General features: G+C 66.3%; 20 protein-coding genes. 4 read left to right on the top strand and 16 right to left on the bottom strand.

The features are described from left to right. Positions 1–39: 39 nt before the first annotated feature. Both QZ994_RS04500 and QZ994_RS04495 read left to right on the top strand, forming a co-directional pair. Entirely contained in the window at positions 40–2052 is a 2013-nt protein-coding gene (locus tag QZ994_RS04500) for an ATP-binding protein (protein ID WP_290868838.1), read from the top strand. Continuing rightward, the gene (locus tag QZ994_RS04495) at positions 2049–2777 is read left to right on the top strand and encodes a response regulator transcription factor (protein WP_290868835.1); all 729 of its coding nucleotides are present in this window, start codon (positions 2049–2051) and stop codon (positions 2775–2777) included. The genes QZ994_RS04500 and QZ994_RS04495 overlap by 4 nt, the downstream gene beginning before the upstream one ends. Here QZ994_RS04495 and gshB read toward each other — a convergent pair. The 6 genes from gshB to QZ994_RS04465 form a co-directional block, all read right to left on the bottom strand. Then, positions 2767–3714 carry a glutathione synthase gene (gshB, locus tag QZ994_RS04490; RefSeq protein ID WP_290868861.1) on the bottom strand — a complete coding sequence of 316 codons (948 nt, stop codon included), beginning with the start codon at positions 3712–3714 and terminating at the stop codon, positions 2767–2769. The genes QZ994_RS04495 and gshB overlap by 11 nt on opposite strands. Positions 3715–3728: 14 nt before the next feature. Beyond that, complete coding sequence (locus tag QZ994_RS04485) at positions 3729–4937, bottom strand: benzoate/H(+) symporter BenE family transporter (protein WP_290868832.1); 1209 nt, start codon at positions 4935–4937, stop codon at positions 3729–3731. A 2-nt stretch (positions 4938–4939) separates the two neighbouring features. Continuing rightward, positions 4940–6826 (bottom strand): potassium transporter Kup, encoded by a 1887-nt coding sequence (locus tag QZ994_RS04480; RefSeq protein ID WP_290868830.1) that lies wholly within the window; start codon positions 6824–6826, stop codon positions 4940–4942. 118 nt (positions 6827–6944) lie between these two features. Continuing rightward, positions 6945–8240 (bottom strand): glutamate--cysteine ligase, encoded by a 1296-nt coding sequence (gene gshA, locus QZ994_RS04475; protein WP_290868827.1) that lies wholly within the window; start codon positions 8238–8240, stop codon positions 6945–6947. A 144-nt stretch (positions 8241–8384) separates the two neighbouring features. Further along, a complete protein-coding gene (locus tag QZ994_RS04470; protein WP_290868824.1) occupies positions 8385–9920 on the bottom strand; it encodes an ammonium transporter in 1536 nt (511 codons plus the stop codon). A 92-nt stretch (positions 9921–10012) separates the two neighbouring features. Then, complete coding sequence (locus QZ994_RS04465; RefSeq protein WP_290868821.1) at positions 10013–10351, bottom strand: P-II family nitrogen regulator; 339 nt, start codon at positions 10349–10351, stop codon at positions 10013–10015. A 293-nt stretch (positions 10352–10644) separates the two neighbouring features. On the opposite strand from QZ994_RS04465, the gene QZ994_RS04460 reads away from it, so the two are divergent. Both QZ994_RS04460 and QZ994_RS04455 read left to right on the top strand, forming a co-directional pair. Then, entirely contained in the window at positions 10645–12180 is a 1536-nt protein-coding gene (locus QZ994_RS04460) for a YifB family Mg chelatase-like AAA ATPase (RefSeq protein WP_290868818.1), read from the top strand. Between the two features lie 33 nt (positions 12181–12213). Continuing rightward, entirely contained in the window at positions 12214–12807 is a 594-nt protein-coding gene (locus tag QZ994_RS04455) for a copper chaperone PCu(A)C (protein ID WP_290868815.1), read from the top strand. 35 nt (positions 12808–12842) lie between these two features. Here the strand turns inward: QZ994_RS04455 and lapB are convergent, their stop codons facing one another. The 10 genes from lapB to gyrA all read right to left on the bottom strand — a co-directional run. Beyond that, entirely contained in the window at positions 12843–14000 is a 1158-nt protein-coding gene (gene lapB / locus QZ994_RS04450; RefSeq protein ID WP_290868812.1) for a lipopolysaccharide assembly protein LapB, read from the bottom strand. A 15-nt stretch (positions 14001–14015) separates the two neighbouring features. Continuing rightward, complete coding sequence (locus tag QZ994_RS04445; RefSeq protein WP_290868809.1) at positions 14016–14375, bottom strand: lipopolysaccharide assembly LapA domain-containing protein; 360 nt, start codon at positions 14373–14375, stop codon at positions 14016–14018. A gap of 12 nt (positions 14376–14387) precedes the next feature. Further along, a complete protein-coding gene (locus QZ994_RS04440) occupies positions 14388–14684 on the bottom strand; it encodes an integration host factor subunit beta (protein ID WP_290868806.1) in 297 nt (98 codons plus the stop codon). A gap of 145 nt (positions 14685–14829) precedes the next feature. After that, a complete protein-coding gene (gene rpsA / locus QZ994_RS04435) occupies positions 14830–16515 on the bottom strand; it encodes a 30S ribosomal protein S1 (protein WP_290868803.1) in 1686 nt (561 codons plus the stop codon). Between the two features lie 167 nt (positions 16516–16682). Then, a complete protein-coding gene (locus QZ994_RS04430) occupies positions 16683–18728 on the bottom strand; it encodes a bifunctional 3-phosphoshikimate 1-carboxyvinyltransferase/cytidylate kinase (RefSeq protein ID WP_290868800.1) in 2046 nt (681 codons plus the stop codon). 115 nt (positions 18729–18843) lie between these two features. Continuing rightward, positions 18844–19722 (bottom strand): prephenate dehydrogenase/arogenate dehydrogenase family protein, encoded by an 879-nt coding sequence (locus QZ994_RS04425; RefSeq protein ID WP_290868797.1) that lies wholly within the window; start codon positions 19720–19722, stop codon positions 18844–18846. A gap of 19 nt (positions 19723–19741) precedes the next feature. Then, positions 19742–20893, bottom strand: a complete 1152-nt coding sequence (pheA, locus tag QZ994_RS04420; protein WP_290868794.1) for a prephenate dehydratase — start codon at positions 20891–20893, stop codon at positions 19742–19744. After that, positions 20886–21992, bottom strand: a complete 1107-nt coding sequence (gene serC / locus QZ994_RS04415; RefSeq protein ID WP_290868791.1) for a 3-phosphoserine/phosphohydroxythreonine transaminase — start codon at positions 21990–21992, stop codon at positions 20886–20888. Before serC ends, pheA begins: the two co-directional genes overlap by 8 nt. 54 nt (positions 21993–22046) lie before the next feature. After that, positions 22047–22661 (bottom strand): hypothetical protein, encoded by a 615-nt coding sequence (locus QZ994_RS04410; protein ID WP_290868789.1) that lies wholly within the window; start codon positions 22659–22661, stop codon positions 22047–22049. 70 nt (positions 22662–22731) lie between these two features. Beyond that, positions 22732–25380 (bottom strand): DNA gyrase subunit A (gene gyrA / locus QZ994_RS04405; RefSeq protein WP_290868786.1); only part of this gene is annotated, 2649 nt, incomplete at its 5' end.

Here is a 25380-nt window from a genome sequence, read left to right as displayed (position 1 = left end):
GAGTGTGTTCCGGCGCCACCCGCGCGACAATCGCGGCCCATGCCTACGCAGTCCACGCATCGCTCTCTGCTCTCCTGGCCGCACCTGGTGCGCCGGGTGGCGCTGCCGCGGGGCAAGCAAGCCTGGCTGCGCGTGGCCGCGGTCGCCTGGTGGCTGATCGCCTGCATCGTCGGTGGCCTGGCTTTTGTGCAGTGGGTGGCGGCGCCCCCATCGCTCGTCCTGGCCGAGACGGGGCCCGTGGTGCACCCCCTCGTCCCGCTCCGCCTGGACCAGGTCACCGAGCTCGACCAGGCCTGTGTGCTGCCCGATGCCGGGCGCCCCTCCCCACCGGATGCCGAGGCGCCCTGGCTGCACACCCACCTGCCGCACCGCTGGATGGACACCCACCCCGGTCACCAGGGGGGCATGTGGTACCGCTTTCGCGTGCGATTGCCCCGCACGCCCGATGCCGTCTGGGGTGTCTACCTGCCTCGCGTCGTGATGAACGGCCAGGTCTGGGTCAACGGGGTGGCCCTGGGTTATTCCGGCTCCATGAGCGACCCGGTCACCCGCAACTGGTACCAGCCGCTGCTCTTCACCGTGCCGGACAAGCTCTGGCAGCCCGGCGAAAACCTGGTTTACGTGCGGGTGGTCAGCGGTTACCAGTCCCGAGATGGCCTGGCCCCGATCCAGGTCGGTCCGATTGCCGAACTGGCCCACATTCACCAATGGCGACAGTGGCTGCAGATCGATGGCCAGCGCGTCATCCACGTCGCCCTCATCACCATCGGCCTCCTGATGATCCTGGTCTGGTTGCGCGACCGCAGCCAGGCGGCCTTTGGCTTCATGGGGCTGTCGGCCGTGCTTTGGGGCGTGTCGACCCTGATGCTGCTCAGCCCCACCCCGCTCACGACCGCACCCACCTGGGAGGTAGCCTGCGCCCTCACCATGACCTGGTACCAGCTGGCCTTGTGCACGGCCTTTTATCGCTTTGGAGAGGTGCGGGCGCCGGGCGTGTACCTGCTGATCGGCCTGATGGCCGCCCTGGCCCTGCCGTACTACCTGTTCTGGTCGAGCTACGTCAGCACCTGCTGGATCTTTGTGGCGGTCTACGTGCTCGCGCTGGGCGGCATGGGCCGGGCGATCTGGCATGTGTTGCGCCACCGGCGGCCCGATGCGCTGTGGTTCGTGCTCGGGTGCGCCATGCTGGTGCCTGCGGGCTGGCACGACGTGCTGGTTGTGATGGGGCGCCTGCCTTTTGATGCCATCTACTGGCTGGGGCTGATGGGGCCGGGCGTCATCGTCTGCAGCTTCGTGATCCTGGTGGGCGACTACAGCCGCTCGCGCCGCGCCCTCCATGAACTGAACCAGAACCTGGCCGCCCGCGTGGCCGAGCGGGAACTGGCCCTGCGCGAGAGCTTTGCCCGCCTGGCCGGCCTGGAGCGGGCGCAGGCGGTCTCGGCCGAGCGCAGCCGCATCCTGAAAGACATGCACGACGGCGTGGGCGCCCACCTCACCTCGGCCCTGCGCCAGCTGCATCCCCAGGCCAACCAGCCCGTGGACGTGCCCCTGGTGGCCCAAACCCTGCGCGATTCACTCGACCAGCTCAAGCTCTCCATCGATGCCATGTCCCTCCAGCCGGGCGACGTGGTGGGCCTGCTCGCCAGTTGGCGCTTTCGGCTCACCCCGCGCCTCAAGGCCGCAGGCCTGAGCCTGATCTGGGATGTCGACGAACTGCCGTCCTGGCCTGCAGGCCAGGCGCCGTTCATGCGCCAGCTTCAGTACATCCTGTTCGAAGGGTTGTCGAACGTGCTGCAGCACTCCGGCGCCACCACCCTGGTGCTGCAGGCCAAGGCCACGGACGACCACGTGGTCATCAGCCTCATCGACAACGGCCGTGGCTGGCCCCCCGATGGCCTCGCCCGCGGTCAGGGCCTGAGGACCATGCAGGGCCGGGCCACGCACATCGGGGCCGAACTGAGCTTCCTGACCCCTGAAACCGGTGGCCTGGTGCTGCGCATCGCGCTGCCGCTGCGGGAAACGGGGGAGGGCGGTTTATCCTCCGCAGCATGAGCAACGTCCCCATCTGGCGTGTCGTGCTGGTGGAAGACAACCACCAGATCCGCCATGACCTCGAAGCGTGTGTGCAGGCCCACCCTCAGCTTGAACTCGCCGCGTCCTTTGCCACCCTGGCATCTGCCCAGGCCTGGTTCTCCGAGCAGGGGGCCGACCTGTTGCTGGTCGATCTGGGCCTGCCAGATGGCAGCGGCCTGAGCCTCATGCGCGCGGTGCACCCGCGCTGGCCCGATTGCGACATGCTGGTCGTCTCCATGTTCGGTGACGAAGAGAACGTGGTGGCCAGCATCGAGGCCGGTGCCGTGGGTTATGTGCACAAGGACGACGAAGCCGCCGACATTGCCGAGACCCTGCTGGCCGTCAAGCGCGGCGCATCGCCCATTTCGCCCATGATCGCCCGCCACCTGCTGCGTCGGATGCAGCCCGTGCCCGCCTCGGCGCTGCTGGCCCGCGAGCCATTGCCGCAGGCCACCGGCAGCGCCATGCCGGAAGCCGAGGTGTCGATCGCACTCACCCGCCGCGAGCAGGAGGTGCTCGAGTTCATCGCCCGCGGCTTCTCGTATGCCGAAATCGCGCGCCAGCAGGGCATCACCGTGCACACGGTGCAGACCTACATCAAGGCGCTCTACGGCAAGCTGGCCGTGCATTCGCGCAGTGAGGCCGTCTACGAGGCCAACCGCCTCGGCCTGCTGCAGGCTTTCCGAGACCAGCTCAGGCCTTGAGCCGGGCCTCCAGCGCGTCGATGAAGCGCGCGGCCACGTCGAAGCCCATCTGATCGGTGATCTCCTGGAAGCAGGTCGGGCTGGTCACGTTGATCTCGGTGAGCCGGTCACCGATGATGTCGAGGCCGACCAGCAGCAGGCCGCGTGCCGCCAGGATGGGGCCCAGCTGGTTCGCGATGGCCAGGTCTGATTCGCTCAACGGCTGGGCAACGCCCTTGCCGCCGGCCGCCAGATTGCCCCGGACCTCACCGCCTTGCGGGATGCGCGCCAGCGCAAAGGGCACGGGCACCCCATCGATCAGCAGCACGCGCTTGTCTCCGTGTTCGATGGCCGGCAGGAAGCGCTGCACCATGATGGTCTGCGTGCCGTCTCGGGTCAGGGTCTCGGCGATGCTGCCCAGGTTCAGGCCATCGTCTTTCACGCGGAAAATGCCGGCGCCGCCCATGCCGTCGAGCGGCTTGAGGATCACATCGCGGTGCGCCGCGTGGAACGCCCGCACCGCCTCGATGTCGCGCGTCACGATGGTGGGCGCGATGAACTGCGGGAAGGCCATGATGGCCAGTTTTTCTGGGTGCTCACGCAGCGCCTGCGGGCTGTTGAAGACGCGGGCGCCTTCGCGCTCGGCCTGGCTCAGCAGGTGGGTGGTGTAGAGGTATTCGGCGTCGAAGGGCGGGTCCTTGCGCATCAGCACGGCATCGGCATCCGCCAAGGCCAGTGCGGCCTCTTCGGCCACCGTGTACCAATCGGTGGGGTGGCCCGTGAGGGTGATGCGCTCGCAGCGTGCCTGCACGCGCCCGTCGCGGTGCCAGACGATCTCGTGCGGCTCGCAGGCCCAGATGTCGTGTCCGCGCCGGGCGGCCTCACGCATCATCGCGAAGGTGCTGTCCTTGTGGGTCTTGAACGAGGGCAGGGGGTCGACAACGAAGAGCAGCTTCATGGGCTTCCTGTGCGTCATGGGGAATCGGCGTGAGAGGTGGGGCGCAGCCTGAAGTGTTCCACGAACAGCGTGAGCGCACCGGCCACCAGGCCCCAGAAGGCCGAGCCGATGCCCAGCAGGGTCACGCCCGAGAGGGTCACCAGGAAGGTCACGATGGCCGCCTCGCGGAAACGCACGTCGTGCAGAGACGCCGCCAGGCCGTTGGCGATGGTGCCCAGCAGGGCCAGGCCCGCGACCGAGATCACCAGTGCCGGTGGAAAGGCCGCCAGCAGACCGGCCACGGCGCCGCCCAGCAAGCCCATGGCGATGTAGAACAGACCTGCATAGACGGCGGCCGTGTAGCGGCGCTCCGCCTGAGGGTGGGCGTGGGGGCTGAGCACGATGGCCGCCGTGATGGCCGCCAGGTTGAAGGTGTAGCCGCCAAAGGGTGCAAACACCAGGGTCAGCAGGCCCGAGCCGCTCATCAGCGAGGAGACCGGTGTCGGGTAACCTGCCACGCGGATGGCCGAAATGCCCGGTACCGCCTGCGAGGCCATGGTCACGATGAACAGGGGCAGGCCCATGCCGATCACCGCATGCCAGGAGAAGGCCGGCATCACGAACACCGGGTGCGCCAGGCTCAGCTTCAGTTGGGAGCTGTCGAGCTGCCCCCGGCTGGCAGCCAGCAGCGTACCCACCACCAGCACGCCGATCACCGCATAGCGCGGGATCCAGCGCTTGCCCAGCAGATAGGCCAGGAGCATGGTGATGACCAGCAGTGGCTGTGCCGCTGCCGCCGCAAAGGACTGCAGTGCGAACTTGGCCAGGATGCCCGCCAGCAGGGCCGAAGCCAGGGCCACGGGGATGCGGTCCATGGCGCGCTCGAACACCTTGGTCACACCACACAGCCACATCAGCAGGCCGCAGACCAGGAAGGCGCCTGTGGCCTCCGCCAGGCTCACGCCCGAAGCCGCGGTGGCGATCACGGCCGCACCCGGGGTCGACCAGGTGATCAGCACGGGTGCGCGCAGCCACAGCGACAGGCCGATGCTGCCCACACCCATGCCCACACCCAGGGCCAGCACCCAGGAGCTGAGCTGATCGGGCGTGGCGCCCAGTTCGCGTGCGGCCTGGAAGACCAGGGCGATGGTGCTGGTGAAGGCCACCAGCGTGGCCACGAAGCCGGCCGAGATGGCGGCGGGGGAACTGTCTCGGGCGATCTGGAGCGGGGAGGTGAGGCGCACGGTCAGATTTCGACCTTGGAGCCCAGCTCCACCACCCGGTTGGTCGGCAGGCTCAGGAAGTCGGCGGCACCGGCCGCATTGCGGTGCATGCTGGCAAACAGCTTTTCACGCCAGGGCGCCATGCCCGAACCGATGGTCGGGATCACGATGTCGCGCGAGAGGAAATAGCTGGTTTCCATGTCGTCGATGTTCACCCCGTGCTGGCGCACCAGCTTGAGCGCTTCGGGCACATCGGGTTCGTTCTTGAAACCGAAGTGCAGCATGATCTGCCAGCAGTTGTTGCCCAGCGACTCGATCTCGACCCGCTTGTCAAAGCCGATCCAGGGCACCTCGTGGGACCTCACCGTCACGAACAGGTTCTGCTTGTGCAGCACCTTGTTGTGCTTGAGGTTGTGCAACAAGGCATTGGGCGTGGTGCCAGCGTCGGCGTTGAGGAAGACGGCCGTGCCCTCCACGCGCAGCGGCGGGCTGGAGAACACCGCCTCCAGGAAGGGGTGCAGGTCGATCGAGTCGGAGCGCAGGCGTTCGCTCAGCAGGTGACGGCCATCGCGCCAGGTCATCATCAGGCTGAACATGACCACGCCGATCAGCAGCGGGAACCAGCCGCCGTCGACGATCTTGATCACGTTGGCGCCGAAGAACATCAGGTCGATGACGAAGAACACGCCGGTGGCCCCCACGCACAGCGCCAGGGGCAGCTTCCATGCGTAGCGGATCACAAAGAAGGTCATCACGGTGGTGATCAGCATGTCGATGGTCACGGTGATGCCGTAAGCCGCCGCCAGCTTGCTGCTGGAGCCGAAGAAGATCACCGCCATCACGATGCAGCCGTAAAGCGCCCAGTTCACGAAGGGGATGTAGATCTGACCGGTTTCGTTGACCGAGGTGTGCAGGATGCGCAGGCGAGGCAGGTAACCCAGCTGGATCACCTGCTTGGTGACCGAGAAGGCCGCCGAGATCAGGGCCTGCGAGGCGATCACGGTCGCGCAGGTGGCCAGGCCGACCAGCGGCAACAGCGCCCAGTGCGGCGCCATCTCGAAGAAGGGGTTCTCGACGTTTTCAGGGTGTTCCAGCAGCATCGCGCCCTGGCCGAAATAGTTCAGCGTCAGGGCGGGCAGCACCAGGGCGAACCAGGCCAGGCGGATGGGCGATTTGCCGAAGTGGCCCATGTCGGCATACAGGGCCTCGGCTCCGGTGGCGCAGAGGATGACCGAACCCAGGGCGATGAAGGCCATCTTGGGGTAGTCGATCACGAAGAGCAGGGCGTGGTGGGGGCTGAGCGCAGCCAGCACCGCGGGGTTCTCGCCGATGTGCAGCACCCCCAGCACCGCCAGCACCAGAAACCACAGCGCGGTGATCGGGCCAAAGAACTTGCCGATGCCACCCGTGCCGTGTTTTTGCACCATGAAGAGCCCGGTGAGCACCACCAGGGTCACCGGCACAACGAAGCGTTCCAGGCCTGGCGCGGCAACCTCCATGCCTTCCACGGCCGAGAGCACCGAGACCGCCGGGGTGATCACGCCATCGCCAAAGAAGATGGCCGTGCCGAAAATGCCGACGGCCAACAGCCGAGAGCGCAGCGCCGGTTTGTCCTTCACCGCGGTCGAGGCCAGGGCCAGCATGGCGATCAGGCCGCCTTCACCGTTGTTGTCGGCGCGCAGGATCAGCGTCACATACTTCAGGGACACGATCACCATCAGCGTCCAGAAGATCAGCGACAGGATGCCGTAGATGTTGCCTGGGCTCAGGGGGACGTGGCCGTGGGCGAACACTTCCTTGAGCGCATACAGGGGGCTGGTGCCGATGTCGCCGTAGACGATGCCGATGGCACCGAGCGTCAGGGCTGCGAGCTGTTTGCCACTGAGGCTGTCTTTGGAGCTGGGTTGCACAGGATGCGGTCGCGGTTCAACAGGGCTTCCATTTTGCCTCTGTTCCAGCACAAAGCGCGGCAGAACGCACAAGTGACCCACCCCCGCGGCCAGGGGCGGGCACTTCAGAGCCGGCAGGTCAGGCGTAGACCTCGGCGTTGGGGTCGGTGGCCTCCAGTTCGTAGCTGGCCGCCAGCATGGCCAGGCGGGCGATCACCCCGTACATGTAGAAGCGGTTGGGCGTGCTGGCACCCGGCTTGGCGCCCGGGCGGGGCAGGTGGGCCGATTCCGCAAAGGCCAGGGGCACGAAGCTCGAGCCCGGGGCGTTGAGGTTTTCGTCGATGCCGCGTTCGGCGTGCACGCGGTAGAAACCGCCCACCACATAGCGGTCGATCATGTAGACCACGGGCTCGGCCACCGCGTCGTTCATGCGCTCGTAGGTGGGCACACCCTCCTGGATGATCACGCGGCTGACGGGCTGACCGTCCTTCACCACCGCCATCTTGTTGCGCGTGCGGCGGTTCAGGTCGGTGAGCTCCTTGGCATCGCGCACGGTCATGATGCCCATGCCATAGGTACCGTTGTCGGCCTTCACCACGACAAAAGGCTTCTCGTTGATGCCGTATTCCTTGTACTTGCGGCGCACCTTGCCCAGCAGGGCGTCCACCTGGCTTTGCAGGCATTCGCCGCCCGTGCCGTCCTGGAAGTCGACTTCGTCGCACACGGCGTACATGGGGTTGATCAGCCAGGGGTCCATGCCCAGCAGCTTGGCGAACTTCTTGGCCACCTCTTCGTAGGACTCGAAGTGCTGGCTCTTGCGGCGCACGGCCCAGCCGGCATGCAGCGGTGGCAGCAGATATTGCTCGTGCAGGTCCTTCAGCACATCCGGGATGCCGGCCGATAGGTCGTTGTTGACCAGGATGGTGCAGGGATCGAAGTGCTTGAGGCCCAGGCGGCGCTTGGTGCGCACCAGGGGCTCCAGCGTCAGCGTGCTGCCATCAGGCAGGGGCAGTTCGGTGGGTTCGGTGATGGTTTCATCGAGCGTGCCCAGGCGCACGTTCAGCCCGGCCGACCCGAAAATCTGCATCAGCCGGGCCACGTTGGCCAGGTAGAAGGTGTTGCGCGTGTGCTTTTCCGGGATCAGCAGCAGGTTCTTGGCCTCGGGGCAGATCTTCTCGATCGCCGCCATCGCGGCCTGCACCGCCAACGGGATCATCTCGTTGGTGAGGTTGTTGAAGCCGCCGGGATACAGGTTGGTGTCGACCGGAGCCAGCTTGAAGCCGGCGTTGCGCAGGTCGACCGAGGTGTAGAAGGGCGGCGTGTGCTCCATCCATTCCAGGCGAAACCAGCGTTCGATGGCCGGCATGGATTCGAGCATGCGCTGCTCCAGCTCATTGATGGGGCCGGTCAGCGCGGTGATCAGGTGGGGGACCATGGGTGCGTGGGTCTGTGGGTCGTTTGAACCCCATTCTAGGAACTTCGGGCCGCCCGTGTCGACGCGAAAAAAAAGGGCCGCCCGAAGGCAGCCCTTTTGCGGTGTAACCGGGGCCCCTGTGGGGCGCCCCGGTTCACGTCTGGATCACTTGTGGTAAGCGGTTTCGCCGTGCGAGGTGATGTCCAGACCTTCGCGCTCTTCCTCTTCAGGCACGCGCAGGCCGATCACCAGGTCAACGATCTTGTAGGCCACGATCGAGACCACAGCCGACCAGACGATGGTCAGGCCAACGGCCTTGGCCTGGATCAGCAGCTGGCCACCGATGGAGTAGTCGCCGGGGGCGATCATGGCCACGGTCGTCCAGTCGGCCACAGCCGAGGGGCCACCCAGGTTGGGCGAGTTGAACACGCCGGTCAGCAGGGCACCCAGGATGCCGCCCACGCCGTGGACGCCGAAGACGTCGAGCGAGTCGTCTGCACCCAGGATCTTCTTCAGGCCAGTCACGCCCCACAGGCAGATGAAGCCAGCCAGCAGGCCGATGATCAGCGCGCCGCCGATGCCGACGTTGCCGCAGGCAGGGGTGATGGCAACCAGACCTGCGACGGCACCGGAGGCGGCACCCAGCATCGAAGCCTTGCCCTTGAGCAGTGCTTCACCCAGGGCCCAGGCCAGCACGGCGGCGGCGGTGGCAGCGAAGGTGTTCACGAAGGCCAGGGCGGCGAAGCCGTTGGCTTCCAGGGCAGAGCCGGCGTTGAAACCGAACCAGCCCACCCACAGCAGCGAGGCACCGACCATGGTCAGCGTCAGCGAGTGCGGGGTGAAGGCTTCCTTGCCGTAGCCGATGCGCTTGCCGACCATGTAGGAACCCACCAGGCCAGCGACGGCGGCGTTGATGTGCACCACGGTGCCGCCGGCGAAGTCCAGGGCGCCCCACTGCCAGATCAGGCCGGCCTTGGCGGTCATGGCGTCGGCCACTTCCTTGGAGGCGTAGGCGTCAGGACCCATCCAGAACCAGACCATGTGGGCGATCGGGGCGTAGCTGAAGGTGAACCACAGCACCATGAACAGCAGCACGGCCGAGAACTTCATGCGTTCGGCGAAGGCGCCAACGATCAGGGCGCAGGTGATGCCGGCGAACGAAGCCTGGAAGAAGGCGAACACCAGTTCGTACATCGGCACACCCTTGCTGAAGGTGGCGCCAATGGCGAAAGTGCCGGCAGCGTTGTCCCAGACACCCTTCATCATCAGGCGGTCGAGGCCACCGATGAAGGCGTTGCCCTCGGTGAAGGCGATGCTGTAGCCATAGATGAACCACAGGACCACGATCAGCGAGAAGGTCACCATGACCTGCATCAGCACCGACAGCATGTTCTTGCTGCGGACCAGGCCACCGTAGAACAGGGCCAGGCCGGGCACGGCCATCATGATCACGAGCAGGGTCGAGACCATCATCCAGGTGGTGTCGCCCTTGTTGGGCACGGGGGCGGCGGCAGCAGGCGCTGCATCGGAGGCCGCGACCGCCGCAGCCGGTGCGGCGTCGGTGGCAGACGCGGGGGCTGCAGCGGCTTCAGCCGCGGAAGCGACAACGGGAGCCGAAGCGGCGGCGTCTTGGGCGTGGGACACGCCGAAGAGACCGAAGGCCGCCAGCCCCAGTGCGATGGACGCAATGAGCTTTCTCATGAAATGCCTCTTTGGAAAGGTCGGATAGAGGAGGTCACGGCACACACACCACCGAGGTGTGGGCCACAGATGGGGTCAGAACGCAGCGGGGATCAGAGCGCGTCCTTGCCGGTTTCGCCGGTGCGGATGCGGATCACTTGTTCCAGGCCGGTCACGAAGATCTTGCCGTCACCGATCTTGCCGGTGCGTGCCGAAGATTCGATGGCCTCGATGACGCGGTCCAGGATGGACTCGTCCACGGCGGCTTCGATCTTCACTTTCGGGAGGAAGTCGACCACGTACTCCGCGCCGCGGTACAGCTCGGTATGGCCCTTCTGGCGGCCAAAGCCTTTGACTTCGGTCACGGTGATGCCTTGGACGCCGATGGCAGACAAGGCCTCACGCACTTCATCAAGCTTGAAGGGCTTGACGATCGCGGTCACCATTTTCATGGTTGGTTCTCCGGTGAGGTTGGCAAAAATGTGGACGAACCCATGTCTGCATGATCTGTGCCAGCGCGCCAAAACGGTGAATGGGCGCCGGTGCTTCCGCGGGGCTGCACCGCTTTGGATGGATCCTGCCCTGTTTGCACTGCGAACGGGCATTTTTCACCTGGCGTACAAGGGGTTTGGGGTGCTCGCACTGCTTTGGTGCTGTCTCGGGCGCGCTTCTCGCTCCTGTGGGGGGCAGGCGGCGCAGGGGCTTGTCGGCACAATCCCGACGTCGATCGCTTTCGGTGCCCTGCATGTCCCTCGCCCTGGTCAAGAGCCGCGCCCTGGATGGCCTCCGTGCCCCGGAGGTCACGGTAGAGGTTCACCTCGCCAATGGTTTGCCGTCCTTCACACTGGTGGGCCTGGCCGACACCGAGGTGAAGGAGGCGCGCGAGCGGGTGCGCGCCGCCTTGAGCAACAGTGGGCTGGAGTTCCCTTTCAACAAGCGCATCACCGTGAATTTGGCGCCGGCCGACCTGCCCAAGGAGTCGGGCCGTTTTGACCTGCCGATCGCGCTGGGCATCCTGGCCGCCATGGGGCACATCGATCCCGCGCGCCTGGACGCTTTCGAGTTCGCTGGGGAGCTGTCACTTGGGGGTGAATTGCGCGCCGTCCGGGGCGCTCTGGCCATGGCCCTGGCGATGCGGCAGCACGCCGCTTCACCGGTGCGCACCCTGGTGCTGCCCGCTGCCAGTGCCAGCGAGGCCGCCTTGGTCGAGGGGGTCGGGGTGTGTGGTGCGGGCCACCTGAGCGAGGTCGTGGCGGCGCTCCTGCCCGAGTCCACCGTGACCCTGGCCCGGGCGCAGGTTTCGCACGCGGTGTGCGCTGACCTCTCTGGCCATGGTGACCTGATCGACGTCAAGGGGCAGGGTGTGGCCAAGCGCGCACTGGAGGTGGCCGCCGCCGCCGGCCACTCCTTGCTGATGGTCGGGCCGCCGGGCACGGGCAAGTCCATGCTGGCACGCCGCCTGGCCTCCATCCTGCCGCCCTTGTCCACCGACGAGGCCCTGGAGTCGGCCGCGGTGTTGAGCCTGGCCGGGCACTTCGAGCCGGCCCGTTGGCGCCAGCGCGTGTTCAGGGCTCCGCACCACACGGCGTCGAGCGTGGCCTTGGTCGGCGGTGGTTCGCCGCCTCGTCCCGGCGAGATCTCGCTGTCGCACCGAGGCCTGCTTTTCCTGGACGAGTTGCCTGAATTCCCCCGCGCGGCCCTGGAGGCCCTGCGCGAACCCCTGGAAACAGGGCACATCACCATTTCGCGGGCCGCGCGGCGTCATGACTTCCCTGCACGGTTTCAGCTTGTGGCAGCCATGAACCCCTGCCCCTGCGGACACCTGGGCAACCCCGTCAAGGCCTGTCGTTGCACACCTGATCAGGTCAGCCGCTACCAGGCCAAGCTGAGCGGCCCGTTGCTGGACCGGATCGACCTGCAGGTCGAGGTGCCCGCTGTGGGGCCCGAGGTGTTGGCCCGTGCCCCGGATGGCGAGCGCAGCGAGGTCGTCGCCGAACGGGTGCGCCGTGCCAGGGCGCGTCAGATGGCGCGGCAAGGATGCCTGAACAGCGAGTTGGACGGCGCCGGGCTTGACGCCCATGCCCAGCCCAATGCGGCGGCATTGGCCTTCCTGCAAAAGGCCAGCGTCCGACTGGGGTGGTCTGGTCGCGCTTTCCACCGGGTACTGAGGCTGGCCCGCACGCTGGCCGACCTGGGTGATTCGCCTGGCATTGAGCCAGCGCATGTGGCCGAGGCGATTCAATACCGACGTGCGCTGCAGCAGGGCGTGGAGGCGGTCTAGACTTCGCGACATCCCATTCGCGAGGAGTCCGTCATGCCTGTTGTGTCCCCACCTTTTGTGCGCGCCATCTGTCTGGGCGTGGCGGCGTTCAGCCTGGGGCTGGGTGCCCAGGCGGTCGAGCCCCCCAAGGTCGTGCCGGGCGGTGCTGGCAAGGTGGCCGTGCAGGGCCCCGTCCAGGTGTCTGGCGCCTGGATCCGCGCCACCGTCAAGGGTCAGAGCGGCACGGGTGGTTTCATGCAGCTCACCAGTTCACAGGCCCTCACGCTGACCGGCTTTGCCAGCACGGTGGCCGCATCGTCCGAACTGCACGAGATGCGGATGGACGGTGACACGATGCGCATGCGCGCCATCGAGGCCCTGCCTCTGCCGCCAAAGCAGCAGGTCACCCTGCGCCCGGGGGGGCATCACCTGATGCTGATGGGCCTGAAGCAGGCCTTGAAAGAGGGCGATGCCGTGAACCTCACCCTCCTGCTCAAGGCCGAAGACGGCCGCGTGATCCGGCAGGAGGTCGTGGTGCCGGTGAGGCTGACCGCGCCTTCTGGCGCCATGCCGGCCGCTGCGGGCATGCACCCGCATCACGACGGCATGTCTCACGAAGGCGCCATGATGAAATCGCAGTCTTTCTGAACAACAGAGACGGAGCGCCTTGACGGCGCTCAGCTTCACTGCTCTTCGAGTTTGCGCGGCGGGTAGGTGTCCCAGCCCTGGCAGCCGGGGCACTGCCAGAAGTAGTGCTGGCTCTCGAAGCCGCAGGCAGCGCAGCGGTAGCGCTGCAGGGGCTTGGCCGCCGTGGTCAGGGCTTTCTGCAGGCCCTCGATCTCGGTCTCGCCCAGCGGCACATGGCTTGAGAGGCGCTCACGGATCAGACCCTGTGCGGCCGACAGCGAGGGTTGGCTCATCAGGTGGCTGATCAGGCCCTGGCGCCGCACGCCTGCGTCTGGTTGCAGCAGGTTCACGGCGTTGAGCACCTCGACATTGGGGGCCTGGGTGTAGAGCCCCTCGAGTTTGGTGAGGGCGGTTTCCGTCGCGCCACAGGCCAGGGCCGCTTTGGCATAGTCCTGGGCCACCAGGGCAAAGGCCAGGGGCTGCAGGGCCATGAGCTCGTCCCAGGCGGCCAGGGCGGCAGCAGGCTGACCCAGCCTGAGCTGGCGCTGTCCCTGGATCACCAGCGGGCGTGCCGCCTGTGGTGCGGCTTCGCGGGCACGTTTGAGCGCCTGTTCGGCTTCTTCGCCGCGACCACGGGCATCGGCTTCCTGGGCTATCTCGCACCAGTGGTGGGCCATGCGTTGCGCAAAGGAGCCTGTGCCGGCCGACTCCAGCTGGCGCGCCACCTCGATGGCGGGGTGCCAGTTGCGAGAGCGCTCGTGCAGGGACAGCAGCGCCAGGCGGGCGTCGGTGGTGAAGGCGGTGCCTTCCAGCGCCTTGAAGGCTTCTTCGGCGCGGTCAAACAGGCCGGCTTTCATGAAGTCCTGGGCCAGGGCGTGCTGGGCCCGCTCGCGGGCATCGCGTTCGATGTCGGCGCGGGCCAGCAAGTGCTGGTGCACGCGGATGGCGCGCTCGTACTCGCCTCGGCGGCGGAACAGGTTGCCCAGGGCAAAGTGCAGGTCGGAGGCACCTGGGTCGTGCTGAACGGCCTCGATGAAGGCGTCAATCGCCTTGTCCTGTTGCTCGTTGAGCAGCAGGTTCAGGCCTTTGAAGTAGGCCTGTGGCGAGGCGCGGTCTTCGCGTTTGAGCTGGCGCAGGTCGACGCGCGAGGCCATCCAGCCGAGCAGGAAGGCAAAAGGCAGGCCGAGGAGCAGCCAGTACAGGTCAAATTCCATGGGGGCAAAGACGCCTTATTTGCCCGGTTTGCGCGGGGCGGGCATGTCCGGCGGGAAGGGCAGGTGCGAGGGGATGGCGGTGTCGGCCTCGGGCTGGGGCTTGCCCTTGGCGGGCACGGGGCTGGCCTTGACTGGGCCAGGCATGAGCCGGGCGCGGTTTCGGGCGTCGCGGCGGTGGCGCCACCAGCTTGGGACCATGGCCAGGGCGCCAAACACGCAACCCAGGGCGAACACGGCCAGCACGATGAAGACCATGGGGGCCTGCCACTTGTAACCCATGAACCAGTGCAGGTCGACCAGCTGCTGGTTGTTCAGCGCGAAGGCGAACAGGACGAAGAACAGCAGGCCTCTGAGCAACCAGTTCAGTGTACGCATGGGTGAAATCAATCAGCTTTCGACGGGGCCCTTAGTATCCACGCCTTCGCGCAGTGCCTTGCCTGGTTTGAAGTGCGGCACCAGTTTTTCGGGGATCAGGACCTGTTCGCCGGAGCGAGGGTTGCGGCCCATGCGGGGTGGGCGGCGGTTGATCGAGAAGCTGCCGAAGCCACGGATCTCGATGCGGTGCCCCTTGGCAAGCGCCTCGGACATGGCGTCGAGGATGGTCTTGACGGCAAATTCTGCGTCGCGCTGGGTGAGCTGGCCAAAACGCTCGGCCAGACGGGCCACGAGATCGGAACGGGTCATGTTGTGACGGCGGGAAACCGGAGGCTGTGATGAGCGTCAGGCTCGCCCTGTTGCCAGGGCGAGGCCACGCTCATCACAACCCCCGCGGGGCGAGGCCCTGAGGGGCCTGCTCCACAGGGGAGGTGGAACGCGGGTGATCCGGAAATCAGCCGTTGTTCTGGTCGAGCTTGGCCTTCAGGAGGGCGCCCAGGCTGGTGGTGCCGGAGCCTTCCTTGGTGGTTTCGCTGCTCAGACGCTGCAGAGCTTCTTGCTGCTCGACGTTGTCCTTGGCCTTGACCGACAGCTGGATGTTGCGGGTCTTGCGGTCGATGTTGATGATGATGGAGGTGACTTCGTCGCCTTCCTTCAGCACGTTGCGGGCATCTTCCACGCGGTCGCGGCTGATTTCCGAGGCACGCAGGTAACCGACGATGTCGTCACCCAGGTTGATCTCGGCGCCCTTGGCGTCCACGGTCTTCACGGTACCGGTGACGGTGGCGCCACGGTCGTTCAGGGTCGTGAAGTTGGTGAAGGGGTCAGAGTCCAGCTGCTTGATGCCCAGCGAGATGCGCTCGCGCTCGACGTCGATGGCCAGCACGATGGCTTCCACTTCCTGGCCCTTCTTGTAGTTGCGAACGGCGGCTTCGCCAGGTTCGTTCCACGAGAGGTCGGACAGGTGAACCAGGCCGTCGATGCCAGCGGCCAGGCCAACGAACACGCCGAAGTCGGTGATCGACTTGACGGGGCCCTTGACGCGGTCACCGCGGTTGAAGTTCTGCGAGAAGTCGTCCCAGGGGTTCGGCTTGCACTGCTTCATGCCCAGGGAGATGCGACGCTTGTCTTCGTCGATTTCCAGGACCATGACTTCCACTTCGTCGCCCAGGTTGACGATCTTGTTGGGAGCGATGTTCTTGTTGGTCCAGTCCATTTCGGAGACGTGCACCAGGCCTTCGATGCCGGGTTCGATCTCGACGAATGCGCCGTAGTCAGCGATGTTGGTGACCTTGCCGAACAGGCGGGTCGAAGCGGGGTAACGGCGCGACACGCCAACCCACGGATCGTCGCCCATCTGCTTCAGGCCCAGCGAGACGCGGTTCTTCTCGGCGTCGAACTTCAGGACCTTGGCGGTCAGTTCCTGGCCAACGGTCACCACTTCGGACGGGTGACGGACACGGCGCCATGCCATGTCGGTGATGTGCAGCAGGCCGTCGATGCCGCCGAGGTCCACGAACGCACCGTATTCGGTGATGTTCTTGACCACGCCGTTGACGATGGCGCCTTCGCGCAGCGTTTCCATCAGCTTGGCGCGCTCTTCACCCATGGAGGCTTCCACCACGGCACGACGCGACAGCACAACGTTGTTGCGCTTGCGATCGAGCTTGATGACCTTGAATTCCATGGTCTTGCCTTCGAACGGCGACATGTCCTTGACAGGGCGCGTGTCGAGCAGCGAACCGGGCAGGAAGGCACGGATGCCGTTGACCAGAACGGTCAGACCGCCCTTGACCTTGCCGTTGACGGTACCGGTCACGAAGTCGCCAGACTCCAGAGCGGTTTCCAGCGACAGCCACGAGGCCAGACGCTTGGCCTTGTCGCGCGACAGGATGGTGTCGCCGTAGCCGTTTTCGATGGCGTCGACCGCCACGGACACGAAGTCACCCACTTGGACTTCGATCTCGCCCTGGTCGTTGCGGAACTCGTCGATGGGCACATAGGCTTCCGACTTCAGGCCGGCGTTGACCACCACGAAGCTGTGCTCGACGGCGACGACTTCGGCGGTGATGACTTCGCCCGTGCGCATGTTGGCACGTTGCAACGACTCTTCAAAAAGGGCGGCAAAAGATTCAGACATGGAATTTCCTGTGCTGGCTTTGGACCAGCGTTAACGCTCAGTTCGACAGGAACGACCAGAGCGGGTTGGGTTGAAGAACATGACACCCAGGCGGGCAAAGCGCCCACCCCACGACGTGCGAACACCGGCCGGGCGGCAGGTGTCGGGTGTCACAGCCTTGAATCACCTCAGGATCTGGCGATCACATGAGGCCAGCCCTCGACCCACATCCCGAGCACCGTGTCCACCGATTCGTCGATGGACAGGGCCGAGTTGTCGAGCTTTCGGGCGTCGTGCGCAGGGACCAGAGGCGAGACGGCGCGGGAACGGTCCCGCAGGTCGCGCGCTTCCAGATCTGCGCATATCTCGTCGAGGTTAGCAGAAAAGCCTTTTGAAATCAATTGCTTATGCCGGCGTTCTGCGCGCTCTGCGACCGTTGCGGTCAAAAAGACCTTCAAAGCGGCATCCGGGAAGACCACCGTGCCCATGTCGCGGCCGTCGGCAACGAGGCCGGGCAGACCGCGAAAGGCCTTCTGCACGTCGAGCAGGGCGGCGCGCACACCGGGGTGCACGGAGATGCGCGAGGCCGCCTGGCCCATGTCTTCGCGGCGCAGGTCGGTGCTCACATCGCGGCCGTCGACCCAGATGTGTTCATGTTCGAAGCGCAGGCTGATGGCGCTGCCGATCTGGCGGGCCAGCGGTTCGATGGCGCTGGCGTCGTCGAGGTCGAGTCCGCGTTCGGTGGCCAGCAGGCCGGTGAGGCGGTAGAGGGAGCCTGAGTCCAGGAACTGGTAGCCCAGGCGGGTGGCCAGTGCCGAGGCCAGGGTGCCTTTGCCCGAGGCGGTGGGGCCGTCGATGGTGATCACGGGGATCAGGTCAGGATCGGTCTGGGCGACCTGGAACAGGGATTCGAAGTAATCGGGGAAGGTCTTGCCCACGCAGCGCGGGTCTTCGATGCGCACCGACACCGGCTTGCCCGGGGCGGCCGTTGGCGCCAGGGGATTGAAGGCGGCCAGCGAGAAGCACATGGCCATGCGGTGGTCGTCGTAGGTGTGGATGCTGGCGTGTTGCCACTGGGCGGCCGGGGGGGGCGTGACCTCGATGAAGTCGGGGCCTTCGACCACGATGGCGCCCAGCTTGCCCAGTTCCTTGGCCATGGCCGCGATCCGGTCGGTTTCCTTAACGCGCCAGCTGGCGATGTTGGTGAGCCGCGTCGTGCCCTCGGCGTAGAGCGCCATCACGGCCAGCGTCATGGCGGCATCGGGGATGTGGTTGCAGTCCATCTCGATGGACTTCAGTGGCCATTGCCCACGCCTGATTTCCAGCCAGTTGGGGCCGCTGGTGACCTGGGCACCCATGGCTTGGGCGGCTTCCACGAATCGGATGTCACCCTGGATGGAGGCCGCGCCCACGCCTTCGATGCGCACGGTCTGGTCGATGCCGGCCAGCGCGCCCAGGGCGATGAAGTAGGAGGCCGACGAGGCATCGGCTTCGACGTGGATCTCGCCGGGCGACTGGTAGTGGCTGCCCTGGGGGATGACGAAGCGTTCCCAGCCTTGGCGTTCGACCTGGATGCCGAACCGGGCCAGCAGGTTGAGGGTGATCTCGATGTAGGGCTTGGAGATGAGTTCGCCCACCACCTCGATGGTCAGGGCCTGGTCTTGCGACACCAGGGGGAGGGCCAGCAGCAGCGCGGTGAGGAACTGGCTGGAGACGTCGCCTCGCACCTTGATGGGCTCGTTCAGCTTGAGCTGGCCGCCGGCCAGGCGCAGGGGCGGGTAGCCTTCGTTGCCGGTGCATTCGATGGTGCAGCCCAGCGGGCGCAGGGCGTTGACCAGGTCGCCGATCGGACGCTCGTGCATGCGCGGCACACCGCTGAGCGTGAAGATGCCACCTTGTGTGGCCGAGAGCAGGGCCAGGGCCGCCGTGAGCGGACGCATGGCGGTGCCGGCATTGCCCAGGAAGAGGTCGGCGTTCAGCACGGAGAGCTTGCCGCCCAGGCCGGTGATGCGCACGGTGTCACCGGCCTGCTCGATGCCGCAGCCCAGTGTGCGCAGGGACTCGAGCATCACACGGGTGTCGTCGGACGCCAGCAGGTCGTGCACGGTGGTCGTGCCTTCGCTCAGGCCGGCCAGCAGCAGCACGCGGTTGGAGATGCTCTTGGAGCCCGGCAGACGGATGGTGCCGCCGGCAGACAGCAGGGGAGGCAGATCGAGGAAGGCGGTGGTGTACATGGGGCGGTCGGCTGGCGAGAGGGCCCCGCTGCCACCTTGTGGGCGACGCGGGGCAAACAGGGCAGGGCGCTCAGGGCCCAATTTCAGAAGGTCGGAAGGCGAGCGGGCGGTGGACTCAGCGCGCCGGCGGCTTGCCGCCCAGGGTCCATTGGCTGCGGGCGTCGGAGGCGCTCTGGATCAGGCGTTCCAGTTCCGGGCCATTCCAGTCCCGCATCTGGCGTTCCATCAACTCCAGTGCCTGGCGCACACCCTCGGATTGTTTCAGGATTTCTTCGCGGTTGGACAGGAGGATGTCCCGCCAGACGGTGGGGTCGCTGGCGGCGATCCGGCTGAAATCACGGAAACCGGGTCCGGCGAGCGAGAGGTACTCCTGGCCCCGAGGCTGATCGCCCATTGCGTTCATGTAGGCAAAGGCCAGCAGGTGGGGCAGGTGGCTGACGGCGGCAAAGGCCGCATCGTGGTGCTCGGGCGTCATGCGCAGCACCTGGCAGCCCACAGCGGCCCAGGCGTCGGTGGCCTTTTGCACCAGCACAGGGTTGGTCTGCTCCAGCGGGGTCAGGATGGTCTTGCGGCCCTGGTAGAGGGCGGCGTCGGCGTGTTCGATGCCGGCCACCTCGCGGCCCGCGATGGGGTGGGCCGGCACGAAGGAGGGCAGGCGTTCCTTGAGCACACGACGCGCCGCGTCAACCACGTCGCGCTTGGTGGAACCCACGTCCATGACCAGCACGCCGGGGTCGACCAGGTGGCGAATGGCCTTGAAGGTGGACTCGGTGGCGGCCACAGGCACGGCGATCAGCACGATGTCGGAGCCGGAGACGGCCAGCAGGGCGCTTTCAGCGGCCACATCGATCACGCCGAGGCGGCGGGCCTTTTCCACGGTCGAGGGCGACTTGCTGTAGCCGATGACCCGCTTGACCAGCCCCGCCTTCTTGAGCGCGAGGGCAAAAGAGCCGCCCATCAGGCCGCAGCCGATCAGACCGAGTTGGTTGAACATCTTGGCGATTCCGGGTGAGTCAGTGCACGTCCAGCGGGTAGCTGCCGAGCACCTTGAAGAACGAGCACTGGCCGCGCAGTTCGTCGAGCGCGGCGGCCACGTGGGCCTGGGCAGGGTGGCCGGCCAGGTCGATGTAGAAGACGTATTCCCACTGACCCGAGCGCGCCGGGCGCGATTCAAAGCGGGTCATGGAGACGCCATGGCGCTTGAGCGGCACCAGCATGTCGTGCACGGCGCCCGGGCGGTTGTGCACCGAGACGATGAGGCTGGTGCAGTCCTGGCCCGTGGGGGCGGCCACCGGCTCGCGACCTGTGGGGACCACCACCACGAAACGCGTGCGGTTGTGGGCTTCGTCCTGCACGGCGGCCTGGACCACGTGGAGCCCGAACTGGCTGGCAGCGCGCTCGCTGGCCAGGGCCGCCAGGCTGGGGTCGGCCGCCGCCAGGCGTGCGCCTTCGGCGTTGCTGGCCACGGCGCGGCGTTCGGCGTGCGGCAGGTGCTGGCTCAACCAGCCCTGGCACTGGGCCAGGGCCTGCGGATGGGCGACCACCGTGGTGATGCCCTCGCGGCTGGGCTGGCTGCGCAGCAGGTTGTGCTGCACCAGCAGGCTGGTTTCGCCGATGATGGTGAGCGGCAACTGCAGCAGCAGGTCGAGCGAGCGGGCCACGACGCCTTCTGTCGAGTTCTCGACCGGCACCACGCCGAAATCGGCCGAGCCCGCGGCGGTGGCGCGGAACACCTCGTCGATCGAGGGGCAGATGATGGGCTCGATGCTGGAGCCGAAATAGTTCAGGGCCGCTTGTTCGCTGAAGGTGCCGATGGGACCGAGGAAGGCCACGCGCTGGCGGCCTTCGAGCGAACGGCAGGCCGACATGATCTCGCGCCAGATGGGCGCGATGCTGTCGTTCAGCACGGGGCCCGGGTTGCGCTGCTTCACGCGCTCGATCACCTGAAGTTCTCGGTCCGGGCGGAAAACGGGCGAGCCGTCGATCTTCTTCACCTCGCCCACGGCCTGGGCCAGCTTGGCACGGGTGTTGAGCAGGGTCAGCAGCTGCTGGTCGACCACGTCGATGCGAACGCGCAGGTCGGCGAGCTGTTCGTCGACGGGGCGACCATCGGGCTGGAAGTGGCCTTCGGCGCCTGCTGCGGGGGGCGTGACGGGATCAACCATGGCGGGCGGCAAAGTGCTTCATGTAATCGACCAGGGCCTGCACGCCGGCCAGGGGCATGGCGTTGTAGATGGAGGCGCGCATGCCGCCCACGCTCTTGTGGCCCTTGAGTTGCAGCAGGCAAGCCTCCTTGGCGCCCGTCAGGAAGGCGTCGTTCAGGGCCTCGTTGTGCAGGAAGAAGGGGATGTTCATCCGCGAGCGGCAGTCTGCGGCGACCTTGTTCACGTAGAAGCCCGAAGCGTCGATGTAGTCGTAGAGCAGGGCTGCCTTGGTCTTGGCGCGCGCCTCGATGGCGGCCAGACCGCGCAGCTCGCCCTCTTGCTGACGCTGGATCCATTGGAAGACCAGGCCTGCGATGTACCAGGCGTAGGTGGGCGGCGTGTTGTACATCGAGTCGTTGTTCGACACGATCTGGTAGTCGAAGCCCGAGGGGGTGATCGGCAGGGCATGGCCCAGCAGGTCTTCGCGCACGATGACCAGGGTGAGGCCCGAGGGGCCGATGTTCTTCTGTGCGCCACCGTAGGCCACGCCCACGCGCGACCAGTCAATGGGGCGCGAGGCGATGTGCGATGAGCAATCGATCACCAGCGGGGCCTTGCTGCCCAGCGCGGCCAGATCGGGCAGCTCGTGCATTTCCACGCCGTGGATGGTTTCGTTGCTGCAGACGTGCACATAGGCGGCGTCGTCGCTCAGCTGCCAGGTGCCGTAGGCGGGCAGGCGGGTGTGCTGGTCGGCCTCGTTGCTGGCCGCGATGTTCACGCCGCAGTATTTCCGGGCCTCCTTGGCCGACTTTTGCGACCACGAGCCCGTGATCACGTAATCGGTCTGGCCGCCTCGGGCCAGGTTCATCGGCAGGATGGCGTTCTCGGCGATGGCGCCGCCCTGCATGAACAGCACCTTGTAGTTCGCGGGGATGCCGAGGATGTCGCGCAGGTCGGTTTCGGCCTGTTGGGCAATGGAGATGAACTCCTTGCCGCGGTGGCTCATTTCCATGACGCTCATGCCCGATCCGTGCCAGTCCAGCATCTCGCTGGCGGCTTGCTGCAGGACTTCTTCAGGCAGGGCGGCGGGGCCGGCTGAAAAATTGAAGGGGCGCGTCATGGGCGGAGCTCTGTTCAAAAGGGCAGGGCGGCGACGCGGCCCTGTCCGGGGTCATCACTTCTTGGCAGCGGGCTTGGCAGCCGGGGCGGGTGCAGCCGAGGAGGCCGGTGCGCCACCACTGAGCTTGCCGCCCGTGGCCTTGTCCAGGATCTGGCGGATGGCCTGCTGGGCGGCCTGCAGCTTGGGGTCCACCTGCGGGCGGGCGTCCTGCACGACCTTTTCCAGCAGGGTGTTGCTCATCTCGGGCAGCAGGCCCTGGTACTTCTTCAGCACCGGCGAATCCAGCATGCCGACCAGCTGACGCAGTTCGTCTTCGCTGAACTTCTCTTCAAACAGCGGGGCGATCACGCTCTGGCTCAGCTTCAGGGTGCTGGCGCGCAGGATGGGGGTGGCGGCGTCGAGGTACTTGCGGATCTCGACGTCGATGGCCTTGGCCGTGGCTTCGCGTTTGTCTTCCGGCACGGCCTGGGCCAGCACGGGTTGGGCGGCGCCGGCCAGTTGGCGGGCGGGGTTCTCGGCCAGGCCGCGGGCCGTGCCTTCCAGGGCGGCTTGCTGGATCGTCAGCAGCTTCTGCACGAGCTCTTTCTTGCTCTCGGCGTGGGCGCTCAGGCTGGTGGCCATCAGGGTCGAGGCCAGGGCCGCAGCACACACCGTTTTCGTCAGCTTCATGTCTTGTCCTTGCAAACCTGGGAAAGAAAGGCCCGTCGGTGACGGGCAGGGAGCGGGTTGGTGTCGGGGATCAGGCTTCGGTTCCGCCGGCATCGCTGCCTGCTTCACCATTGTCTGCGCCCTGGTCTTCTCCGGCGTCGTCGCCTTCGGCGGTGGCGTTCGCGTCGTTTTCGACGATGCGCTGCAGGCCGATCAGCTTGGCGCCTTCATCGAGCGCGATCAGGGTGACGCCTTGCGTGGCGCGACCCAGTTCGCGGATCTCGCCCACGCGGGTGCGCACCAGCACGCCCTTGTCGGTGATCAGCATGATCTCGTCTTCCGGGCGCACCAGGGTGGCCGCGACCACCTTGCCGTTGCGCTCGGATTGCTGGATGGCGATCATGCCCTTGGTGCCGCGGCCGTGGCGGGTGTACTCGACGATGCTGGTGCGCTTGCCGTAGCCGTTCTCAGTGGCGGTCAGCACGCTTTGCGTTTCGTCTTCGGCCACCAGCATGGCGATGACCGATTGGCCTTCTTCCAGCATCATGCCGCGCACGCCGCGGGCGCTGCGGCCCATGGGGCGCACATCGTCTTCGTCGAAGCGCACGGCCTTGCCGCCATCGCTGAACAGCATGACGTCGTGCTTGCCGTCGGTCAGCGCGGCGCCCACCAGCACGTCACCCTCGTCCAGGCCCACGGCGATGATGCCGGCCTTGCGCGGGTTGCTGAAGTCGGTGAGAGGCGTCTTCTTGACCGTGCCCAGTCGGGTCGACATGAACACGTAGTGGTCTTCAGGGAAGCTGCGGAACTCGCCTGTCAGCGGCAGCACCACGTTGATCTTCTCTTCCTTCTCCAGCGGGAACATGTTCACGATGGGGCGGCCGCGCGAGTTGCGCGAGCCCTGTGGCACTTCCCAGACCTTGAGCCAATAGACGCGGCCGCGGTTGCTGAAGCACAGGATGTAGTCGTGGGTGTTGGCGATGAAGAGCTGGTCGATCCAGTCGTCGTCCTTCGTCGCGGTGGCCTGCTTGCCGCGGCCGCCGCGCTTCTGGGCGCGGTATTCGCTCAGTGGCTGGCTCTTGATGTAGCCCGTGTGCGAGAGCGTCACCACCATGTCGGTGGGGGTGATCAGGTCTTCGGTGCCCAGTTCCTGCGCGTTGTGCTCGATGGTCGAGCGGCGTGCGCCCAGCTTGGTCTGCCCGAATTCCAGGCGGATGGCGGCCAGCTCGTCACCAATGATCACCGAGACGCGCTCGGGCTTGGACAGGATGTCCAGCAGGTCGGCGATCTCGGCCATGACCTCGCGGTACTCGCCGATGATCTTGTCCTGCTCCAGGCCGGTCAGGCGCTGCAGGCGCATCTGCAGGATTTCGCTGGCTTGCGTGTCCGACAGGCGGTAGAGGCCGTCGGGCTGCAGACCGTAGTTCATCGGCAGGCCCTCGGGGCGGTACTGCCTGGCCTCGCCGTCCACGCGGGCGAGCATCTCGCGCACCATGGACGAATCCCAGCCCTTGCCCATCAGGGCGGCCTTGGCCACGGGGGGCGTCGGGCTGGTCTTGATGGTCTCGATGAACTCGTCGATGTTGGCCAGGGCCACGGCCAGGCCTTCCAGCACGTGGCCACGTTCGCGGGCCTTGCGCAGCTCGAACACCGTGCGGCGGGTGACCACTTCGCGGCGGTGCTCCAGGAAGACCGTGATCAGGTCCTTCAGGTTGCACAGCTTGGGCTGGCCGTCGATCAGGGCCACCATGTTGATGCCGAAGGTGTCCTGCAGCTGCGTCTGCTTGTACAGGTTGTTCAGCACCACCTCAGGCACTTCACCGCGCTTGAGCTCGATCACCACCCGCATGCCCGACTTGTCGGACTCGTCCTGAATGTGGCTGATGCCCTCGATCTTCTTTTCGTTGACCAGCTCGGCGATGCGCTCGAGCAGGTTCTTCTTGTTCACCTGGTAGGGGATCTCGTCGACGATGATCGCCTGGCGGTCGCCCTTGCCGATGTCTTCGAAGTGCACACGCGAGCGCATGACCACGCGGCCACGGCCAGTGCGGTAGCCCTCGCGCACGCCGCTGAGGCCATAGATGATGCCGGCGGTGGGGAAGTCCGGCGCCGGGATGATCTCCATCAGCTCGTCGATCGAGCAGTCCGGGTTCTTCAGCGAGTGCAGGCAGGCGTCGATGACCTCATTGAGGTTGTGCGGCGGGATGTTGGTGGCCATGCCCACCGCGATGCCGGCCGAGCCGTTCACCAGCAGGTTGGGCACGCGCGCCGGCAACACCAGCGGCTCTTGCAGCGAGCCGTCGTAGTTGGGGCCGAAGTTGACCGTTTCCTTGTCGATGTCGGCCAGCATCTCGTGGGCGATCTTCGTCAGGCGGATTTCGGTGTAACGCATGGCCGCGGCGTTGTCGCCGTCGACCGAGCCGAAGTTGCCCTGGCCATCGACCAGCATGTGGCGCAGCGAGAAAGGCTGGGCCATGCGCACGATGGTGTCGTAGATGGCCGAGTCGCCGTGCGGGTGATATTTACCCATCACGTCACCGACGATGCGCGCGCTCTTCTTGAAGGGGCGGTTCCAGTCGTTGTTCTGCTCGTGCATCGCGTAGAGCGCGCGACGGTGCACGGGCTTGAGGCCATCGCGGGCATCGGGCAGGGCACGGCCGACGATCACGCTCATCGCGTAATCGAGGTACGAACGCCGCATCTCCTCTTCGAGGCTGATGGGCAGGGTTTCCTTGGCGAA

It is taken from the genome of Aquabacterium sp., assembly GCF_021768455.1.
Lineage (GTDB): Bacteria > Pseudomonadota > Gammaproteobacteria > Burkholderiales > Burkholderiaceae_C > Aquabacterium.
Note: the sequence above shows the minus strand (reverse complement) of the source record. Positions and strands in the feature narration are given on the sequence as shown.

Coding starts and splice junctions, on each gene's coding strand:
- QZ994_RS04500 (WP_290868838.1), top strand. CDS start 40: ATGCCTACGCAGTCCACGCATCGCTCTCTGCTCTCCTGGCCGCACCTG.
- QZ994_RS04495 (WP_290868835.1), top strand. CDS start 2,049: ATGAGCAACGTCCCCATCTGGCGTGTCGTGCTGGTGGAAGACAACCAC.
- gshB (WP_290868861.1), bottom strand. CDS start 3,714: ATGAAGCTGCTCTTCGTTGTCGACCCCCTGCCCTCGTTCAAGACCCAC.
- gshA (WP_290868827.1), bottom strand. CDS start 8,240: ATGGTCCCCCACCTGATCACCGCGCTGACCGGCCCCATCAATGAGCTG.
- QZ994_RS04470 (WP_290868824.1), bottom strand. CDS start 9,920: ATGAGAAAGCTCATTGCGTCCATCGCACTGGGGCTGGCGGCCTTCGGT.
- QZ994_RS04465 (WP_290868821.1), bottom strand. CDS start 10,351: ATGAAAATGGTGACCGCGATCGTCAAGCCCTTCAAGCTTGATGAAGTG.
- QZ994_RS04460 (WP_290868818.1), top strand. CDS start 10,645: ATGTCCCTCGCCCTGGTCAAGAGCCGCGCCCTGGATGGCCTCCGTGCC.
- QZ994_RS04455 (WP_290868815.1), top strand. CDS start 12,214: ATGCCTGTTGTGTCCCCACCTTTTGTGCGCGCCATCTGTCTGGGCGTG.
- lapB (WP_290868812.1), bottom strand. CDS start 14,000: ATGGAATTTGACCTGTACTGGCTGCTCCTCGGCCTGCCTTTTGCCTTC.
- QZ994_RS04445 (WP_290868809.1), bottom strand. CDS start 14,375: ATGCGTACACTGAACTGGTTGCTCAGAGGCCTGCTGTTCTTCGTCCTG.
- QZ994_RS04440 (WP_290868806.1), bottom strand. CDS start 14,684: ATGACCCGTTCCGATCTCGTGGCCCGTCTGGCCGAGCGTTTTGGCCAG.
- rpsA (WP_290868803.1), bottom strand. CDS start 16,515: ATGTCTGAATCTTTTGCCGCCCTTTTTGAAGAGTCGTTGCAACGTGCC.
- QZ994_RS04430 (WP_290868800.1), bottom strand. CDS start 18,728: ATGTACACCACCGCCTTCCTCGATCTGCCTCCCCTGCTGTCTGCCGGC.
- QZ994_RS04425 (WP_290868797.1), bottom strand. CDS start 19,722: ATGTTCAACCAACTCGGTCTGATCGGCTGCGGCCTGATGGGCGGCTCT.
- pheA (WP_290868794.1), bottom strand. CDS start 20,893: ATGGTTGATCCCGTCACGCCCCCCGCAGCAGGCGCCGAAGGCCACTTC.
- serC (WP_290868791.1), bottom strand. CDS start 21,992: ATGACGCGCCCCTTCAATTTTTCAGCCGGCCCCGCCGCCCTGCCTGAA.
- QZ994_RS04410 (WP_290868789.1), bottom strand. CDS start 22,661: ATGAAGCTGACGAAAACGGTGTGTGCTGCGGCCCTGGCCTCGACCCTG.